The sequence below is a fragment of the Bacillus sp. ABA4_010 genome (assembly GCF_056159105.1).
In genome coordinates this window covers 1,765,977-1,784,151 of the sequence record NZ_JBSWUN010000003.1, presented here as the reverse complement: position 1 = coordinate 1,784,151, position 18,175 = coordinate 1,765,977, and the positions used below count along the sequence as shown (strand labels likewise).

Here is an 18,175-nt window from a genome sequence, read left to right as displayed (position 1 = left end):
AGCTTCCTCCCTTCTAACTTGTAATTTTTTCAATGCCTTTATTAACTCATAAACAGGCGAACATGCAATTGTTCGTGACGCATTTGAGCGATTTCAAGCCCTGGAAGCGACCTTCCTAAGTCGTCTTCATGCAGCGACTGAATGAACGGAATACGTTCTTTTAAAATCGCTTGGCTATGTAATAATAGCTTCTGTCCATCTGTTTGCCCGAGCGGAATGCCGCGGACCGCGTTTTGAATGAGTGACGATACAGTCGCATAAAGACATGCTCCGATCGCTTCTTGTACCTCTATATTCAAATGATGAGACACAAGGGCAAAAACAATGGCCGGATGACCGAAGCTTCGTTTTTGACGAATTCTCGCATGATACAGCGCTAACGTATCATCCTCATACAAAGTGGCGCAAAGTTTCGTCATTTGTTCCCCAATTCGTTTCGTTCCTTCTCTCGTTTCACGGGCGAGGCTTAAAGCAAACAGCTCTTCATCCAGCTCCCATAGCCGCTCGAACTGACCTTTCTCCACATATTCGTAAGCAAGCCGGCAACCGAGCCCTTCCGTATAAACAAGTTGCTCCTTCATATAAATATCCAGCACGGTTTGAAAAGATGCCGTATTTGTGATGACGCCTTCTTGAATGTATGTCTCGATGCCAAATGAATGAGAAAAAGCACCAGACGGAAAATTGGAATCACATAGCTGCAGGAGCGGCAGCAATGTTTCAATCATGACTATGCCCGATATGACGAAACGCCTGCTTCACCTTCCGCTTTTCTCGGCGGAACGGAATATTCAGCTGCTGAAGCAATTCCTCGACTAAATAGTCGTATTGAACAAGCATTTCATCGCCTTCAAATTGAGCTGGCAAGTGGCGGTTCCCAAGCTGATGAGCGATTTCTCCCATTTGCTGAATCGAAGTTGGGCAAATCGTTAAAATGTCATCTGCCAGCACTTGAACGACAATCATGTTTCGGTCATCCATAAATAAAACATCGCCGTCTGCCAGTTCCACATTTCCTTTCAAACGAATGCCAATTTCATTGCCGTGGTCTGTCACAACCCGCTGTATCCGCTTCAGCAACGCATCGCTTTCCATATAAACACGCTCAATATGCGGAGCCTTCTTTTCCATTACTGCTACATTTCCAACTACTTTTTCAATAATCATTTGTCCTCACCTCAAAATAAGAAATATCGTTGAGCCATCGGCAGCACATCTGCCGGTTCACATGTGATTAACTCACCATCTACTTTCACTTCATACGTTTGCGGATCCACCTCAATCGCGGGTGTTTCACCATTGAAAATCATATCTTCCTTTTTCAGCTGCCGGATGCCTGCCACTGGCTTCACCATTTTTTCTAAACGGAGCTGTTCATGAACACCTTTTTCAATCGCCGCTTTTGATAAAAACGTCATGCACGTTTTGGCGACGGCTTTTCCGAAGCTCCCGAACATCGGGCGGTACAATACCGGCTGCGGCGTCGGGATGGAAGCATTTGGATCACCCATAATGCTGTGGGCAATCATCCCGCCTTTAACAATTACATCTGGTTTCACGCCGAAAAATGCTGGGTCCCACACGACTAAGTCAGCCAATTTCCCCACTTCCACTGATCCGACATAATTGGAAACACCGTGAGTGATAGCTGGATTAATCGTATATTTCGCCACATAGCGCTTTACGCGGAAATTATCGCCAATCCCTTGATCTTCTTGCAACTTGCCGCGTTGCTTTTTCATCTTATCCGCCGTTTGCCACGTTCGCGCAATCACCTCTCCAACACGTCCCATCGCCTGAGAATCGGAGCTAATCATACTGAAGACACCAAGGTCATGCAAAATGTCTTCCGCCGCAATCGTTTCTTTTCGAATACGGGAATCGGCAAAAGCGATATCTTCTGGTACGGATGGGTCTAAATGATGGCAAACCATCAACATATCCAAATGTTCTTCTAACGTATTGACGGTATACGGTCTTGTCGGATTTGTGGAAGACGGCAAAATATTAGAGAAACTGGCCGCTTTCATAATATCCGGCGCATGGCCGCCCCCTGCTCCTTCCGTATGATACGTATGAATTACCCGACCGCCAATCGCGTTCAATGTATCTTCAACAAACCCGCCTTCATTCAACGTATCGGTATGAATCGCAATTTGGATGTCATATTTGTCCGCGACACGTAAGCTTGTATCAATCGCCGCCGCTGTCGTTCCCCAATCTTCATGAAGCTTCAAGCCGATAGCGCCTGCTTCCACTTGTTCGGCAAGCGGCTCCTCTGCCGATGCATTTCCTTTTCCTAAAAACCCGAGGTTCATCGGAAAAGATTCTGCCGCTTCAAGCATCCGGTGAATGTTCCATGCTCCCGGCGTACATGTCGTCGCATTTGTTCCTGTTGCTGGACCTGTTCCTCCGCCAATCATCGTCGTCACACCAGAGGCAAGGGCTGTTTCGATTTGCTGCGGACAAATGAAGTGAATGTGGGCATCAATTCCGCCTGCTGTTACAATCATTCCTTCCGCCGCAATAATTTCTGTCGCCGCTCCAATGACGATATTCACTCCGTCCATAAGAAGTGGATTTCCCGCTTTGCCGATAGCGGCGATGAACCCGTCCTTCACGCCAATGTCCGCCTTGTAAATACCGGTATAATCAAGGATCACCGCATTCGTGAGTACAAGATCCATCGCTTCATCTCTTGCCGCAAGCGGATGCTGCCCCATCCCGTCGCGAATAACTTTTCCACCGCCAAATTTCACTTCATCTCCATATGTCGTCAAGTCTTCTTCAATTTCAATGAACAGCTCTGTATCCGCTAAACGAATCGCATCGCCTGTCGTCGGACCGAACATATCTGCATACTGTTTGCGTGACATTTGAAAACCCATTTGCTTCCTCCTTCACGTGCTTCACGACCGCTCGAGCGGTCCGTTCGTCGCGTTATTTAATCCGTACACACGGCGCTCGCCTGAAAACGAAACGAGCTCTACTTCTTTCGCATCTCCAGGTTCAAATCGAACCGCAGTTCCTGCCGGAATATTTAAGTGCAACCCGAATGCTTGCTGCCGCTCAAATTCAAGCTCAGCATTCACTTCGAAAAAATGAAAGTGCGAACCAACTTGAACAGGACGGTCCCCGCGATTAATGACGGTTAGCTTTATCGCTTCTTTTCCTGCATTACATTCAATTGGCTCTTGTTTTAACACATACTCTCCAGGCTTCATCTCTCATCCTCCTTTTCTAGCGAATAGGGTCATGAACGGTCACAAGCTTCGTTCCATCTGGAAAGGTCGCTTCTACTTGAATATCATGAATCATCTCCGCAACCCCTTCCATTACATCTTCTGTTGACAAAATCGTCGTGCCGTATTGCATTAATTCTGCCACGCTTTTCCCGTCGCGGGCTCCTTCAAGAATTTCATATGTAATAATGGCGACTGCTTCCGGATAATTAAGTTTTAGCCCTCTTTCTTGGCGGCGGCGAGCCAAATCGGCCGCCACGACCACCATCAGCTTTTCTTGCTCCCTTGCTGTTAAGCGCATCGCACTCTTCCTTTCTCTTTATCTTTTCATCTATACTACTAAATGCTTCTCCAGTTCCTGAACATTGAACGAAGAAGTTTCTCCCTGTGCGACAATCGTTCCTCTGTCCATTACGTATACATAATCAGCACATTCAAGCGCCAAATCGACATTATGCTCCACAAGCAGCATTCCTGTATGCTTTTGCTTCGCAATTTTAACGATGACTTCCTGAATGAGCTGCACAATGGATGGCTGAATTCCTTCCATCGGCTCATCGAGGCAAATGAGCTGCGGATCGCTGACGAGCACTCTAGCAATCGCAAGCTGCTGCTGTTGTCCGCCGCTTAAATCACCTCCTTTCCGGTGCAGCATCTCTTTCAGCACCGGAAACCATTCAAACACTTCCTCTGATACCCTTCTTTTTTTTGTAAAACGAGGAAGAGCCTCTAATCCGAGCAGTAAATTTTCCTCAACTGTCAGCGTTGAAAAAATGTCCCGCCCTTGAGGAACGTAGCCAATCCCCCGCTTCGCTCGCTCATCAGGCCGCCATTCCGTTAAATCTACCCCATCCCATTCAATGCTTCCGCTTTTTTGCTTTAACAGCCCAACAATCGTTTTCACAAGCGTCGTTTTTCCAACACCGTTACGTCCTAATAGTGCGACCACTTGCCCTTGCTTCACTTGGCAGTTCACATTTTGGAGAATGATGCTGTCATCATAGCCTACGGATAATGACGAAACGTTTAACATGCGCGCTCCCTCCTTCCTAAATACACTTCAGCGACCGTTTCGTTTTGCTGAATGTCCTCCATCGATCCTTCACAAAGGACGCTTCCTTCATGCATGACCGTTACTTGTTTCGAAAAAGTACGGACAAAATCCATATCATGCTCGACAACAAGAACGGAGCACGTTTCTGAAATATGATGAATGAGCTCACCAGTTTTTTCTCGCTCCGCTCCCGACATCCCAGCGATTGGTTCATCTAAAAGGAGAACATTCGGTTCTTGCATAAGCTGCATCCCAATCTCTAACCACTGCTTTTGCCCATGTGCAAGCGAGCCTGCTTGTTTTTCCATCAAAGACTCCAAGCCAATCGTCACAAGCACTTCCTCAATTTTTTGTTTTGTTTCTCCCGTCATTTTCGCCGTTAGCATTGACCAGACGTGGCGCTTTTGTTTGAAAGATAATTCCAAATTTTCAAACACTGTGAGCTGTGAAAAAATAGAAGGAGATTGAAATTTTCTCGCAATACCTGCTGTCGCAATTTCATGTTCCTTCAGTTTGACAATATTGGCATGCGATCCGAAGGCAACTTCTCCCTCAGACGGCTTTGTCTTTCCACAAATCACGTCTAACACGGTCGTTTTTCCCGCACCGTTTGGCCCAATTAAAAACCGGACTTCCTGCTCATGAATATCGAGGTTTACCCCTTTTAGCGCTTTAAACCCATCAAAATCGACCATCACATTACGACACGACAGTATCGGTTTCATTCGCTTTCTCCTCGCTTTCCACTTGTTTTGTCCGAACAAATTTTTGCTTTAATGATTGAAACAGGCCGACAAGCCCATTTGGCATGAACAGAACGACAATGATGAACAACGCCCCAAGGAAAAACTGCCAAATATCTGGGTACGTTTCACTAAAATAGCTTTTCGCACTGTTCGTCAACAAAGCGCCAATGACCGCACCGATAATGGAATGTCTCCCTCCAACAGCCGCCCATAACACCATTTCAATCGACGGGACAATGCCCATCATCGCCGGTGAAATGATGCCAACTTGCAGAACGAAAAGACCGCCCGCCACTCCAGCAAATGCCGCGGATATGCAATAAATGAACACTTTGTACGTCGTTGGATTATACCCGAGAAATCGCACGCGGTTTTCACCGTCACGAATCGCAACAAGCACGCGCCCGAACCGACTTTTCGCCATCCAAACGGAAAAGACAATCACCGCCGCAAGCACGGCTACTGTCACAAAATAAAGGACCATTTGCATCATTGGCGACATTAACGGCAGATGAAACACCGTCGAAAAATTCGTTAAACCATTCGTCCCTCCCGTCCATTCCTGCTTGCCGATGAACAACGTGACAAACACGACGACGACCGCTTGTGAAATGAGGGAAAAATAAACGCCTTTAATGCGATTTTTAAACGTAAAATAACCTAGAAACGCCGCAAGCAACACTGGAACGAAAATAGTGGCTGTTAACGCAAACACTGGGTTCGCAAACGGCTTCCATAAGAGAGGAAGTTCTGTTACCCCGCTCCACTCCATAAAATCAGGCAATCCTCCAGGCGAGCCTTCCAGCTTTAAATACATCGCTGTACAGTAGGCGCCAAGTCCAAAAAATACCCCATGCCCAAGACTTAAAATACCGGTATAACCCCAAATTAAACAAATCCCGACCGCCACAATTGCAAAGCAAAGAAATTTAGCAAGCAGCCCTAGCCGAAACTCATGTAAAAACAGCGGAGCGGCAAGCAATAACGCAAACAGCACATAATAGCTAATGACCGATGTTTTTCCCATCCTGTCCCTCCTTAATCAAGCGCTCTCGTCCGAACGGTGACGAGGCCTGATGGTTTCCATTGTAAAAAGGCAATGATCAGTGCAAATACGAGCACTTTTGCCATCGTTGCGCTTGTGCTGTATTCGACGAACGTACTAACAAGACCGATACCGACTGCACCGATAATCGTTCCTTTCAGCTTTCCAACGCCTCCGAGAATAACAACCATAAACGCATCGACAATGTAATTTGTGCCGATAGCCGGCCCAATTGGTCCAAGCAGTGTTAAAGCAGAACCAGCAATCCCCGCAAGACCAGAGCCGAGTGCAAACGCAGACGAATCGACTTTTCGTGTAGAAATGCCAAGGCATGAAGCCATTTGACGGTTCAGTGTGACCGCATTCATCCGGCGCCCCGCCGCTGTATGGTATAAATAGAGATGCAGGCAGACAACAGAAAGAATGACCAGTAAAATAATGAACATTCGTTTATAAGGAAAAATCATTCCGGCTATTTCCATTCCTCCGTCCAACCATGAAGGAGCTTTCACCGCCACATTCGGTGCACCGAAAATAGAGCGTGCCGCTTGCTGAAGCATGAGGCTCACTCCCCATGTCGCTAACAAGCTATCAAGCGGGCGACTATACAAAAAGCGAATCATCGTTTTTTCCAATATCCAGCCAAGCAAACCCGCTGTTAAAAAAGCAAGCGGAATGGCAAATAAGAAGTAATAATCAAACAAGCTAGCCGGTAAATACCAAGCAGCCATCTGCTGGACGACATATGTGACATACGCCCCGACCATCATAATTTCCCCGTGAGCCATATTAATAACATTCATAAGTCCAAACGTGATTGCGAGCCCAAGCGCAATCAGCAAAAGAATGGAACCGAGACTAATTCCGTTAAACAATTGACCGAGTATGACCGACATTTTCCCGCCCCTTTCAACGTCCTGTTCTATTGTCTCACAATGAAAATAGGGGGAATGGTGCTACCCCCTATTTGTTTGTTCGTCCTTATTGATTGCTTAATCCTTTCGCCCAGTCATATCCTTCTAAATACGGATCAGGCTTAATTGGTTCACCAGAATTCCACAGCTCGCTAATTTGTCCGTCGCTTTGAATTGCTCCAATGCGAACGGTTTTCCACGTATGCTGGTTCTCCCCTTCAATCTTCACCGTACCGCCTGGCGCGTTAAACTCGATGCCACCGGCTGCCTTTTTCACATCATCGACATTGAATGACCCTGCTTTTTCCACCGCTTCTGCCCATAAGTGAACAGCGAAATAAGCCGCTTCAATTGGATCATCCGTCACACGGTCTTCTCCGTATGCCGCTTTATATTTTTCAACAAATGTTTTATTTTCTGGTGTATCCGTTGTTTGGAAATAGTTCCAAACAGCAAGGTGACCTTCTAAAATGTCGCCGCCAATGCCGCGAATTTCTTCTTCGGCAATGCTGACAGACATAACTGGAATATCGTCTGGCGTAATACCCGCATCTTTTAACTGTTTAAAGAAGGCAACATTGCTGTCTCCGTTCAGCGTGTTAAAGATAACATCCGGTTTTGCGCTTTTAATTTTACTGATAAGCGTACTATAATCTGTATGACCAAGCGGCGTGTACTCTTCTGCCACCAATTCTCCGCCTTCTGCTTCTAGCTGTGCCTTAATAATTTTATTGGCAGTGCGCGGAAACACATAATCAGAACCGATTAAGAAGAAACTTTTCCCTTTATTTTCAAGAAGCCAACTAACAGCAGGAACAATTTGCTGATTCGTTGTCGCCCCTGTGTAGAAAATGTTCGGGGATGCTTCCATTCCTTCATATTGAACAGGGTACCAAAGCAGGCCGTTGTTTTGTTCCACGACTGGAAGCATAGCTTTTCGGCTTGCAGAAGTCCAGCCTCCGAAAATCGTTGCCACTTCATCATTTTGCAGCAGCTTTTCGCCTTTTCTGCAAATGTCGGCCAATCCGACGCCCCGTCTTCAATAATTGGTTCAATCTGTTTGCCAAGCACACCGCCTGCTTCATTAATTTCTTCGATCGCCAGTAACTCTGCATCACGAAGCGACACTTCACTAATGGACATCGTTCCGCTTAAAGAATGAAGAACCCCAACTTTTACCGTATCGCCTGAAGCTGTTTCTTTCTCACCCGCATCTGCTGGTTCTGTCGTCTGACTGGCGGCACATCCGCCTAATAATAAAGATAAGCTCGCTGCCACAAGCATCCATTGTTTTTTCCATCTCATCTTTTTCCCATTCAAAAACGCAGTCTTCATCTTAACACCCCTTATCAGATTCTAATTACCTATGCTATAATTAGAATCAGGCATATGTATACGGACAAATTTATGCCTGTTCTACGAACGTTTCTCACTGCCATGAGAAACGTTTTTTTCTTTCCTCATTCCCTCCTTCCAAAAAGATGACATCAAATGTCAAATCTTCTAACATTTCACGATAGTTAAATTATATAAAATTTTCTGACAAAATCAAGGGTTTCAGGGATATTTATCCATGATTTTTTATGTAAACGTTAACATTAAGAGGTTTTTATTCAATGAACATTCGGACCCGCATACTTTTTTCAATGTCACCTATTAAAAAAAGAAACGTTGGCCGGCGTGAGAAATGTTAACACGATAACCTTGAACGTTTCACACTCACATGCGTATCTCATTTTTTACATAGGTACATCGTCCCTTTCATCGCTCTCCCTCATTGACGATGCATCGTTTGTCCCCTACAATTTTCTTAGGAGAGGTGAAAATATGACAAAGAAACCGCTTATTTACAGTATTGGCTGTTCCATCCTCATGAGCCCGTTATTTTCTAGTCCTTCTGGTACTTTTGCTGCTTTTCAGGAGCACGCCGTTGTAACGGCCGATGCGCTCAATGTACGTTCCTATCCAAGTACCGGAAGCAGCATCATCGGCAAACTGACGAAAAATACGAAAGTGACCATTTTGGAAGAACAAAATGGCTGGACAAAAATTACATACGGAAACAAACAAGGCTGGGTCGCCTCCAGCTATATTCAAAAAGGACAAAATACGACAACTGCCCCCGCTCCTTCTCAAGGGACAGAAGCGTTCGTAAAAGCAACGTCATTAAACGTCCGTTCCGATCCGAATACGAACGGAAGCATTCTCAGTTCTTTGCCAAACGGCACGAAAGTAACCGTATTAGCGGCAAAAGGAGATTGGTCACAAATAAAAACGAGTGATAACAAAACAGGCTGGGTCGCGAGCCAATATTTAACGAAAACAAGCTCGTCCACTCCAAATCCGAACTATACAACAAAACCAACACCATCTGTTCCCGCTGCCAGTAGCAAAACTGGAACAGTAAATGCAAGTAGGCTAAATGTACGCACGGCGGCTGATTTAAATAGCGCAATCGTCACATCGTTACCGAAAAACACGAAAGTGGCAGTACTAGCCGCTCAAGGAAACTGGGTGCAAGTGAAGCTTGATAACGGAAAAACAGGCTGGGTCGCAAGCTCATATTTAACAATGTCTGAAACCGTTAACGCACCCGCAAAGCCAGTCGAAATACCGGCGGCGCCAACGCTCGGATCAACCAAAAGCGGGACGGTCAACGTCAGCAGCTTGAATTTGCGCTCGATGCCAAGTACATCCGGGCAAGTGCTCGCTTCCTTACCGCGAAATACGGTTGTGACTGTGCTCCAAATCCAAACAGGCTGGGCGCAAGTAAAAACGTCTGCCAATCAAACAGGCTGGGTGGCCTCTCCTTATTTGACAATGAAGGATGAAAACAAAACACCAAATCAACCAGCAACACCCACTCAATCCGTTACACTCCAATCGAACGCTAATTTGCGCAAGGGACCTGGAACAAACTTTGCGATCGTCGGAAGCGGACAAGCTGGGAATACATATACACTACTAAAAGAACAAAACGACTGGGTACATGTGAAACTCGCGAACGGACAAGAAGCATGGATTGCCGGATGGCTCGTGACAAAGGGGAATACCGTCCCTTCTGCTCCAACCACGCCGCCTGCTTCTCCTTCCTCGATTTTAAAAGGGAAACGAATCGTCATTGATGCTGGCCACGGCGGAAAAGACAGCGGAACGGTCGGACAAAAAGGGGCATTAGAAAAAACATTGGCATTGAATACATCTCAGCTTGTTGCCTCATTATTAAAAAGCGCAGGTGCAAATGTTGTCATGACAAGGGACGATGATACATTTATTAGCCTTTCTGGACGCGTGACCGTAAGCCATGAGCATAATGCCGATGCTTTCATCAGTATTCATTATAATGCCGCTTCTCCAAGCGCCAACGGGATTATGTCGTTTTATTACAGCGCCGAAAAAGAGCGCCAATTAGCGAAAGCCATTCAAGAAAGCCTCATCCAGCATACAAGTAGGAAAGATATGGGCGTACGCTTTGGCAACTTCCATGTAATCCGGGAAAACAAAAAACCAGCCGTCTTACTGGAGCTTGGCTTCCTCTCCAATCCAGCCGAAGAACAACACGTAAAATCGGACGCTTTCCAGCAAAGTGCTGCGAAGGCGATTTATGAAGGGATTGCGCGTTATTTCGAGCAATTGTGAGCATCGTATTATAACGATTAAAAGAAGAAGGACCCGTCATTTAATTCCCACAAATTAAATGACGGGTCCTTTCATTAAAACAGACTTCTTGATTTGTTATGAAGACTTTCCTTAGCATCCCTATAATAACATAGGTTTTAGCTGATTCTCCCATATCCATTGAGGGCTATAACGTTGCCGTGTCGCTGTTTTGGCATGAATCACTTGATTTTCGCGCATTAAATTGACAATAATTTCCCCATGCTCCTTTAAATACGCTTCCTCGGACGGATGGTATTTTTCATGAGTGTTATATCCGAAGTTCCTTGCATCCCATCTCATAAAATAAGCATTCAACTGTTTTCCAAGTTCCTCCAAAGCAGGAACTCTTTCGTTCAATACAATAAAATTCCCTTTACTGGCAGCTTCTAATACTGTTAATCCAAATGATTCAGAAAACGATGGACATATAAACAGATTGGAAAGCGAAAAGAGCTCTAAAACCCCTTTTCGAGGAAATCCATTTTCGAACGCTTTCATATTTGAAGTAAAGACCATATCGCTAGCTTCTAAACCGAATGACATTCCCTGTGACCTAATTAACGTTTTATATTGCTTCGGAGCAATATCAGCACTTGGAAAGTCACAAAATATAACCTTTACTGTTTTTTCCGTATTTTTTTTAATAGCCCCGCATAATGCTGCAACTTTTTCAAACTTCTTTCCAGGTGTCAATCTTCCAGGATATACGACGAGTATGTCAGGTGAGAATAAGTCCACTTCCTGCGCAAGCAATTTGACTTCATCACTCATATAATTCAGCAAATCAAGACTGTTATTCACAGCTCTGCAGTAACCTTCTGCTACATTGTACTGTTTGGAAAGCGCAGAAATCCCTGATTGAGTAGGATACACATATAAAGTTTTTGGCATAGATGTATATCGTGCAGAAAATGGCCATTTCGGATTGGGCGGTCGATTCACAGGAGCAGAATGGGTAAACGCAATAAACTTTACATTCGGCAGTTTTTCCTGCGCTTTTCTCACCGCCACATTATGAACTAAATGCCACCCTTGATAATGAATATCATGCATTATACATACATCTACATCAGATAATTTTGCGACCAAATCATCTGCTATCACATCCGCTTCCTGAAAAAACGTTTCATGCACTTTCCCGCTACCTTGTGTATAATCTCTCCAATGTATTTGCTTATCGTTCAAGGAGTTTATAATGGTTCTCCATTCTATCCGTTCATCCAGAAAAATTCCGTACCGTTCATCCATCGGACAATTTTCACTTACGAGCATAATTGGCTGTTCCCTATCATCCAGCAACATTCGTATTTGTTCCGCGGCAACATTTACGAGTGAATACGTGCTATCTAAACCATTAAACATCGTGAGAAGCGCAACTTTCATGAGTCAAGCCCCCTTTTACAACCCCGTTGTTAAAAATGTCTACCTTAAAATTTATATGAATGTTTGGGAGGATTATACCGGGGGACTAATAATCCTTATTGCAATGAGGATATACAATTGATTAGACATAAGTGATGAATAAATAAATCATCACTGGAAAAATTTTGTTATTCCCTACTTCAATATTATTTAATTTCATATTCATATAAACGACAAAAATTTTCCAACTCCACTACGATATCCTTATGACAATTTTCTTTTATAAAAGAGAAAGTTAGGTCAGGATGATTTCTAGCGTTTACTTTATTTCCTATTTTTTCAAATGATAGCAACGACTCTTTATTTTCAAACCTTTTTAGAAAATAAAATAATTTTTCTTCGGGGTTTTTATCTATACAAACTATTAGATTAGGTCTTTGTAATTCTATTTTTTTATACCAATCGAGAACACTCTTCACAGCTACCTCAACCCTATTTAGCCCTTCCAAATTCAAATGTTTTTTTCGATAGTCCAGACTTACCTTTGATGGATTTTCTGTAAAATAACTGCTGCTGATAATATCAAGCGGATTCCTCAAATTCATAATGATGTAATCAAAGGTGAAATCTTTTCGGTTCAGAGTTGTATCCGTATATACTTGATAATCATCTACGACGAACATCCAACTGCTGATTCCGTCCTTCCCCATAATTTCATGTCCCACTTGATATCCTAATTGTCGAAACAACTTCACCATAAACCCAGTGCCACTTCTCGGATGTCCTAAAACTAAAAATTTCTTACTCTCCATTTTAGTTCCACCTTTCATAAGTAATTTATGAACAAATGAAATGAAAATCTTCTTTTCTAATATCCCTTAAGTTATTCTAAGTAACATAAACTACAGTCCTATTGAATAGGAAAAAGTTGTTTGGATTTTAAAGCGATAAACAAACAATATTCTCTAATCATTTTTACATCTAAATGATTGGTACTTAAATCATCATATTTTCCGTCCGTAAATTGAAACTTTGAAAATATATTATTTGTATGCCAACAATGTATGTGAGGATGATTGTCGATTGATTCTGTTGAGGAGCTACCATAATCAAGTTTTTTTGAATCTATTGTAATTTTATCTACAAAGTGGTTAGCTGCAATTTCACATCCATACATTGATGCAACTCCCCGATACCAACTAGGCCATTTTCCCTCATCGCCCTTGAATTCCTCTGTTAAAATGTAAGCTGTAATAGTTGTTGCTAGTTTACAAACATCCCTTACCAACCTAGCATTACCGTAATGAGTCGATCCTAAATTATGGAACCCTTGATGACGTAAGTGAAATTCCGATGAAATTCTTTTTAAATTGGAACGTGTTTTTTCATCGTTTACGTAACCACCCTGCCCTACAGTATAGAAAGCAGGATAAAAGGAATTCCATGCAGGGGTTAAGAATGTATCTGCATCAGTTCTTAAAATATAATCGTAATGGTCTAAAAAGTCAGCGTTCTCTCCTGCTAAACAACTAATGGAATTAATAAATCGATAACGGAGAAACTCAGGAGGATTATTCGCTAACCCACATTCAACTTTTATACAGTCATCAGGAATTTTTTCTAATGCCTCTTTTGTTCCAAATACAACAAGGTCAGTATCATTTGATTTTATATATTTTAAAGAGGTATATAAGCAACCCAATTGAAGTAATAGATGCGACTTATCCTCTACAAACACTACAACAGCTCTTCGCATTTTACACACCCTTTTTACATTAATGTATAGACGAGATATGACTAAAGATTTGCTGGAAGTTACGTTAAAATGTTTCTAACTCCATTTATATGAAGTTAGAAATAGAAGGGTGTAAAAATCAAATATGAATCCTGCTCCTCTAAATTACCTTGATTACGCAATAGAACACTACTGTATGAGGAGATAATTCCATTGTTAAACATTACATCTATTAGTAGTTAAAATCGAGTATTCTATAGAGTTTCTTCTCCTCATATTGATCCAAATATCTTTCAGTTATCATTCTCTTAACAACTGGAAAGACCATTTGAAAAAAGTATTTGACAATCATATGAGGATTCGTCATCACCACCAGAGATGCCCTCGAACTATATACGCGCTTTCTTTGTTGTGTTCATTTTCATTAGTGGAATGAAGCTAGTTTTTAATAAAACAAACCATGAAAATTAAATAAATCATCCACACATAATGAATTCATCTAAACCATTATTCAACTAAAGGCATAGTATATTTTGGAAAAGAGGAGAAATTTGCGAAATATCGAGTTTTTCCTTTTTCACATTTAAATTTATTGAAAAGGAGTGAAAATCTTATATGCCAGTAGTTGCAACTATTGATGGAACAGGTCCAAACGGTGAGATATTAAGGGCTACCGTTACTGTGACACAAGATGGTAATTGTGTCACAATGGAAATATTTAATCATTTTGCCAGTGAAGGATTTATTGGTGCGTTCTGTTTGGAGACAGATAACGCTGGTCCACTCGTAAAAGTTTCTGGACCAGGCACGGACAATATAGTATTACCTGCTACAGGTTGCCCAGGTGCAGGTGGTTGTATTGATATGGTAGACGCTGTTGACAGAACTTTTTCAGAACAAGGGGAGCGGATCTTACCAGGTAATACTGGTATCTTTACAATATGTTCTAATACTCCACCACTATTAGAATCTGAATTCAATACGATAGCCTTGCATTTCCAAGGTATTGGTCCTAATGACGAGAGTCAATGTCTGGCATCTGACTTCGTTCCTGTAACTACAACCACTACTACTACTACTACTACTACTACTACTACCACAACTACAACTACTACCACAACTACTACCACTACAACTACTACTACTACTACTACCACTACCACTACCACTACCACTACTACTACTACTACTACTACTACTACTACTACTACTACTACTACTACTACCACTACTACTACTACTACTACTACTACTACCACTACTACTACTACTACTACTACTACTACTACTACTACAACTACAACTACTACTACTACTACTACTACAACTACTACTACTACTACTACTACTACTACTACTACTTCCACAACATCTACTACCACTACGACAACTCAATGTCCAATTCCAAATCCGCAAACATGCTGCCAGGTAGCGGTTGAGTTTAAGACACAGCTTGTTCCGCCTGCGCTTGCTTCAGCAGATGTTATAACAGACGTTTTCTTTACCCAAGCGCCTGTTGTAGAAGATGTATGTCCAGAAAAAGTTATTATTTGCGGTACAGTCGCGAAACAAATTACGTATACAGCCGTCGATGAACAAGGGAACCTATGCGAGAAAGTCATTTGTGATGAAAGACCGTTCCAATGCATCATCGATCGTGAGGATGCAAATGAAGGCGACACATTTGAAATTTGCGGGTTTGCCATTTTATGTGAAGGAACACCACGACTGCAAAATCGTGGCACACGCCCTTCACTTAACGGAACAGGTACAGTTGATGTGTTTTGGAGAATGACAGAAAAGGATATTGTGAAAGTTTGTATTAGAAAAGATAATTGCGATAACTGTGAACCTCTTCCTCCGTCTTGCTAATAATTTTGCGATAGAAAAACGCCCTTAAGAAGTTTCATTCTTAGGGCGTTTTCTATGATCCAAGCGATATAAATTTGCCAACATATTCTCTATAATAGGAGAATTCTCTCTGATGGTTATACAAGTTCAAGCACATTTTTCTCTCCATTCATAAACATCCGCCTATACCGAAACGCCCGATTGTTCATATTGTATGTCAATAGGAATTTTAGGATAGAAAGAGCTTTACTGCCTACTCTCCCTTAATTCCTTCTTCTCATATTTATGATACAAGGAGGATTAGAAAATTGCTGAATGTCCCGTTCCAAACCCGCAAACATGCTGTCAGGTAGCGGTTGAGTTTAAGACACAGCTCGTTCCGCCTGCATTGGCTTCAGCAGATGTTATAACAGACGTATTTTTCACCCAAGCACCTGTCATTGAAGATGTATGTCCGGAAAAAGTCATCATTTGCGGTACGGTCGCAAAACAAATCACCTACACTTCCGTGGATGAGCAAGGCAATCAATGTCCAAAAGTCATTTGTGACGAAAGGCCGTTCCAATGCATTATTGATCGTGAAGATGCGAACGAAGGCGACCCTTTCGACATTTGTGGATTTGCTGTTTTGTGCGAAGGTACCCCACGTCTGCAAAATCGCGGCACACGTCCAGCACTTGGTGAAACAGGCACTGTCAATGTGTTTTGGCGTATGACTGAAAAAGATATCGTTAAAGTATGCATTAGAAAATCCTCTTGTGACGAATGCGAACCGCTCTCGCCACCTTGTTAATGTCAAGGTAAGTTGAAATAACATTTTTTCTGCTTCATACAAAATGGATCACTAATGAAAACCTTTCGCATTTCTGAGTTTTTATAACTGTCCATTTTTTAGGGCTGACTGAAAAGAGAAAAATTACCTCTTTTCAGTCAGCCTCCTCTTTTTTATCGTTTTATTCCCGTTTACTTCTCATTTCTGCAGCTTTCTTTTTCAGCCGCGCCCAGACCTCCTCTTTTCTTTGTCTTCGGAATTGAAGATGATGAAGACCCCGATACGACGGGCTTTTGTCCTTTTATTATTTTCATGCTCCACACCTCCTTCTTTATCTTTTACTAGTTTATGAAACAAGAGTAAAAACGTCTCATCACGACTCAAAAACAGGCTTCCGTCAACACTCGAAAACATGACGTATAAAGGGCCCAAAATGGGTTGTATTATGCACATTTTATAGGTCAATATAATTTACTATATAGTAGTACATTCAAATCGAAAGCTGGTGAAAGGATGGGAACGAATCGCCCTAATATTGTGAATCCTGTTCCTTTAACATTTACTTGTCTCACACCTTGTCCGCCTCCTCAACCGAAAATATCTTGCTGCACTTTTATATTAGAACATAAAACTCAACTCGTTCCTCCGGCGAAAAAAGGTACGACGAAAGTCAAAAAGGAACTATTTGCGGAAATTGAGAAAGTATGTGAGGATGTTATCGTCATTTGCGGATTTCTCCGTAAAACGATTACGTATACCGCTGTTGAACATCATTGCGACATCGAAAACTATACAATCGTTGATGAAGTTCCGTTTCAATGTTTAATAGAAAATGTCAAGGTAAAAAAAGACGAAAAGGTCAAAATCGTAGAGAAAGAGATTGTTTGTGAAGTGTACGGAGAAGAAATGAATTTCGGAAAAGATCAAAACGGGGATTTAAATTTAGCCTTCCGTTATAAAGAAAAAGACATCATTAAAATTTGTGTAAAACAAAAAAAGAAGAAAAAGAAAAAACATTGTTAATTATCATCCATCACTGAAATATAGAAAAAACGAAAAAGGAGGAAAGAAAACGCGATGGAGAAAATATGCATCAAAGTACCGGAAATTTTCGACTGGGTCAGAAAACGAATCGAATTGCCCGTCATCTGCTTTGATGAGCTTGGTCACGATCAACACTCACATTCTGACCATCATGGTTGTTGCGTGACAGACGATCCATGTCGATTGCTGCAAAACGGCAAAGCAATGGTGGAATGTTTATTGACCGATGCAAAAGGTCGGCCGCTAAATCCAACGAAAACAGATTCCTTTCTTTGTTCAGCAGACATAGTGGAAGGTAAAGACGTCATCGGTATACTACCTTCTGGCGAAAAGACAAAACTACGTAAAGTAAAAATAACCATTCAAGGGTTTATCGTCATCGAAATTTTAAATCTATTCGGCTTTCCCCTTTGCACGTCAGATCCGATTCCTTTTTCCGTCACAGAAAGCTTTTTTGTCTGTGCCCCTCAAGGAACAGAAGGTGTATGTGAAGTGACCTTTTTTAAGTGTGAAGCACATTTAGTTTGTTCAGAAGATCAATGCTTTGAGCGCTTGGACATTGCCATTGTTCTTTGCACAGACGTCTACACAACCGCCATGACTAAAGTAGAGCTAGAAGCAGAGCTTTGTGAAATTCGTGAAGATATCCCGCCTGAACTGCTTGAATGTCCTCCTATTGAACCACCCTCTCCATGTTCAGCGCTATTTCCCCTTAAGAAAACACCTCCGTTGCTGGATGAATAACTCCTT

The 18,175-nt window shown here is 42.4% G+C and carries 18 protein-coding genes and 1 pseudogene; 5 read left to right on the top strand and 14 right to left on the bottom strand.

Features of this window, described 5'->3' with window-relative positions:
• Positions 1–41: 41 nt before the first annotated feature.
• The 10 genes and pseudogenes from ACXAEO_RS10085 to urtA all read right to left on the bottom strand — a co-directional run bounded on the left by ACXAEO_RS10085 (position 42) and on the right by urtA (position 8,306).
• Positions 42–728, bottom strand: coding sequence for an urease accessory protein UreF (locus ACXAEO_RS10085; protein WP_474880455.1), 687 nt, complete (start codon positions 726–728; stop codon positions 42–44).
• A complete protein-coding gene (ureE, locus tag ACXAEO_RS10080) occupies positions 721–1,167 on the bottom strand; it encodes an urease accessory protein UreE (protein WP_474880453.1) in 447 nt (148 codons plus the stop codon). Before ureE ends, ACXAEO_RS10085 begins: the two co-directional genes overlap by 8 nt.
• 11 nt (positions 1,168–1,178) lie before the next feature.
• A complete protein-coding gene (gene ureC / locus ACXAEO_RS10075; RefSeq protein WP_474880451.1) occupies positions 1,179–2,888 on the bottom strand; it encodes an urease subunit alpha in 1,710 nt (569 codons plus the stop codon).
• 21 nt (positions 2,889–2,909) lie between these two features.
• On the bottom strand, positions 2,910–3,224 hold the full coding sequence (locus ACXAEO_RS10070; protein WP_474880450.1) for an urease subunit beta: 315 nt from the start codon (positions 3,222–3,224) through the stop codon (positions 2,910–2,912).
• A 16-nt stretch (positions 3,225–3,240) separates the two neighbouring features.
• Complete coding sequence (locus ACXAEO_RS10065; RefSeq protein ID WP_474880448.1) at positions 3,241–3,543, bottom strand: urease subunit gamma; 303 nt, start codon at positions 3,541–3,543, stop codon at positions 3,241–3,243.
• 30 nt (positions 3,544–3,573) lie between these two features.
• The gene (gene urtE, locus ACXAEO_RS10060) at positions 3,574–4,275 is read right to left on the bottom strand and encodes an urea ABC transporter ATP-binding subunit UrtE (RefSeq protein WP_474880446.1); all 702 of its coding nucleotides are present in this window, start codon (positions 4,273–4,275) and stop codon (positions 3,574–3,576) included.
• Positions 4,269–5,021: an urea ABC transporter ATP-binding protein UrtD gene (gene urtD, locus ACXAEO_RS10055; protein WP_474880444.1), complete on the bottom strand. Its 753-nt coding sequence runs from the start codon at positions 5,019–5,021 to the stop codon at positions 4,269–4,271. Before urtD ends, urtE begins: the two co-directional genes overlap by 7 nt.
• On the bottom strand, positions 4,996–6,069 hold the full coding sequence (gene urtC / locus ACXAEO_RS10050; RefSeq protein WP_474880441.1) for an urea ABC transporter permease subunit UrtC: 1,074 nt from the start codon (positions 6,067–6,069) through the stop codon (positions 4,996–4,998). The genes urtD and urtC overlap by 26 nt, the downstream gene beginning before the upstream one ends.
• An 11-nt stretch (positions 6,070–6,080) precedes the next feature.
• Entirely contained in the window at positions 6,081–6,983 is a 903-nt protein-coding gene (urtB, locus tag ACXAEO_RS10045) for an urea ABC transporter permease subunit UrtB (RefSeq protein ID WP_474880439.1), read from the bottom strand.
• 85 nt (positions 6,984–7,068) lie between these two features.
• Positions 7,069–8,306 (bottom strand): annotated as a pseudogene (urtA, locus tag ACXAEO_RS10040) (urea ABC transporter substrate-binding protein).
• 522 nt (positions 8,307–8,828) lie between these two features.
• Between urtA and ACXAEO_RS10035 the strand changes: the two are divergent.
• Positions 8,829–10,640, top strand: coding sequence for an SH3 domain-containing protein (locus ACXAEO_RS10035; RefSeq protein WP_474880437.1), 1,812 nt, complete (start codon positions 8,829–8,831; stop codon positions 10,638–10,640).
• Between the two features lie 120 nt (positions 10,641–10,760).
• Here ACXAEO_RS10035 and ACXAEO_RS10030 read toward each other — a convergent pair whose 3' ends face one another.
• The 3 genes from ACXAEO_RS10030 to ACXAEO_RS10020 form a co-directional block, all read right to left on the bottom strand.
• Positions 10,761–12,044 (bottom strand): glycosyltransferase, encoded by a 1,284-nt coding sequence (locus ACXAEO_RS10030; protein WP_474880434.1) that lies wholly within the window; start codon positions 12,042–12,044, stop codon positions 10,761–10,763.
• A gap of 185 nt (positions 12,045–12,229) precedes the next feature.
• On the bottom strand, positions 12,230–12,835 hold the full coding sequence (locus ACXAEO_RS10025) for a hypothetical protein (RefSeq protein ID WP_474880432.1): 606 nt from the start codon (positions 12,833–12,835) through the stop codon (positions 12,230–12,232).
• Between the two features lie 98 nt (positions 12,836–12,933).
• Positions 12,934–13,779 (bottom strand): DUF7164 domain-containing protein, encoded by an 846-nt coding sequence (locus tag ACXAEO_RS10020; RefSeq protein ID WP_474880430.1) that lies wholly within the window; start codon positions 13,777–13,779, stop codon positions 12,934–12,936.
• Positions 13,780–14,373: 594 nt separating this feature from the next.
• On the opposite strand from ACXAEO_RS10020, the gene ACXAEO_RS10015 reads away from it, so the two are divergent.
• Together ACXAEO_RS10015 and ACXAEO_RS10010 are read left to right on the top strand one after the other, a co-directional pair.
• Positions 14,374–15,630, top strand: a complete 1,257-nt coding sequence (locus ACXAEO_RS10015; protein WP_474880428.1) for a hypothetical protein — start codon at positions 14,374–14,376, stop codon at positions 15,628–15,630.
• Between the two features lie 367 nt (positions 15,631–15,997).
• Positions 15,998–16,402, top strand: coding sequence for a hypothetical protein (locus tag ACXAEO_RS10010; RefSeq protein ID WP_474880426.1), 405 nt, complete (start codon positions 15,998–16,000; stop codon positions 16,400–16,402).
• Positions 16,403–16,572: 170 nt separating this feature from the next.
• Here ACXAEO_RS10010 and ACXAEO_RS10005 read toward each other — a convergent pair whose 3' ends face one another.
• Positions 16,573–16,695, bottom strand: a complete 123-nt coding sequence (locus tag ACXAEO_RS10005) for a hypothetical protein (RefSeq protein WP_474880424.1) — start codon at positions 16,693–16,695, stop codon at positions 16,573–16,575.
• Between the two features lie 199 nt (positions 16,696–16,894).
• On the opposite strand from ACXAEO_RS10005, the gene ACXAEO_RS10000 reads away from it, so the two are divergent.
• Together ACXAEO_RS10000 and ACXAEO_RS09995 are read left to right on the top strand one after the other, a co-directional pair.
• Complete coding sequence (locus ACXAEO_RS10000) at positions 16,895–17,404, top strand: hypothetical protein (protein ID WP_474880423.1); 510 nt, start codon at positions 16,895–16,897, stop codon at positions 17,402–17,404.
• A 54-nt stretch (positions 17,405–17,458) separates the two neighbouring features.
• The gene (locus ACXAEO_RS09995) at positions 17,459–18,169 is read left to right on the top strand and encodes a BMQ_0737 family morphogenetic spore coat protein (RefSeq protein ID WP_474880420.1); all 711 of its coding nucleotides are present in this window, start codon (positions 17,459–17,461) and stop codon (positions 18,167–18,169) included.
• Positions 18,170–18,175: the final 6 nt, after the last annotated feature.

Coding starts and splice junctions, on each gene's coding strand:
- ACXAEO_RS10085 (WP_474880455.1), bottom strand. CDS start 728: ATGATTGAAACATTGCTGCCGCTCCTGCAGCTATGTGATTCCAATTTT.
- ureE (WP_474880453.1), bottom strand. CDS start 1,167: ATGATTATTGAAAAAGTAGTTGGAAATGTAGCAGTAATGGAAAAGAAG.
- ureC (WP_474880451.1), bottom strand. CDS start 2,888: ATGGGTTTTCAAATGTCACGCAAACAGTATGCAGATATGTTCGGTCCG.
- ACXAEO_RS10070 (WP_474880450.1), bottom strand. CDS start 3,224: ATGAAGCCTGGAGAGTATGTGTTAAAACAAGAGCCAATTGAATGTAAT.
- ACXAEO_RS10065 (WP_474880448.1), bottom strand. CDS start 3,543: ATGCGCTTAACAGCAAGGGAGCAAGAAAAGCTGATGGTGGTCGTGGCG.
- urtE (WP_474880446.1), bottom strand. CDS start 4,275: ATGTTAAACGTTTCGTCATTATCCGTAGGCTATGATGACAGCATCATT.
- urtD (WP_474880444.1), bottom strand. CDS start 5,021: ATGAAACCGATACTGTCGTGTCGTAATGTGATGGTCGATTTTGATGGG.
- urtC (WP_474880441.1), bottom strand. CDS start 6,069: ATGGGAAAAACATCGGTCATTAGCTATTATGTGCTGTTTGCGTTATTG.
- urtB (WP_474880439.1), bottom strand. CDS start 6,983: ATGTCGGTCATACTCGGTCAATTGTTTAACGGAATTAGTCTCGGTTCC.
- ACXAEO_RS10035 (WP_474880437.1), top strand. CDS start 8,829: ATGACAAAGAAACCGCTTATTTACAGTATTGGCTGTTCCATCCTCATG.
- ACXAEO_RS10030 (WP_474880434.1), bottom strand. CDS start 12,044: ATGAAAGTTGCGCTTCTCACGATGTTTAATGGTTTAGATAGCACGTAT.
- ACXAEO_RS10025 (WP_474880432.1), bottom strand. CDS start 12,835: ATGGAGAGTAAGAAATTTTTAGTTTTAGGACATCCGAGAAGTGGCACT.
- ACXAEO_RS10020 (WP_474880430.1), bottom strand. CDS start 13,779: ATGCGAAGAGCTGTTGTAGTGTTTGTAGAGGATAAGTCGCATCTATTA.
- ACXAEO_RS10015 (WP_474880428.1), top strand. CDS start 14,374: ATGCCAGTAGTTGCAACTATTGATGGAACAGGTCCAAACGGTGAGATA.
- ACXAEO_RS10005 (WP_474880424.1), bottom strand. CDS start 16,695: ATGAAAATAATAAAAGGACAAAAGCCCGTCGTATCGGGGTCTTCATCA.
- ACXAEO_RS10000 (WP_474880423.1), top strand. CDS start 16,895: ATGGGAACGAATCGCCCTAATATTGTGAATCCTGTTCCTTTAACATTT.
- ACXAEO_RS09995 (WP_474880420.1), top strand. CDS start 17,459: ATGGAGAAAATATGCATCAAAGTACCGGAAATTTTCGACTGGGTCAGA.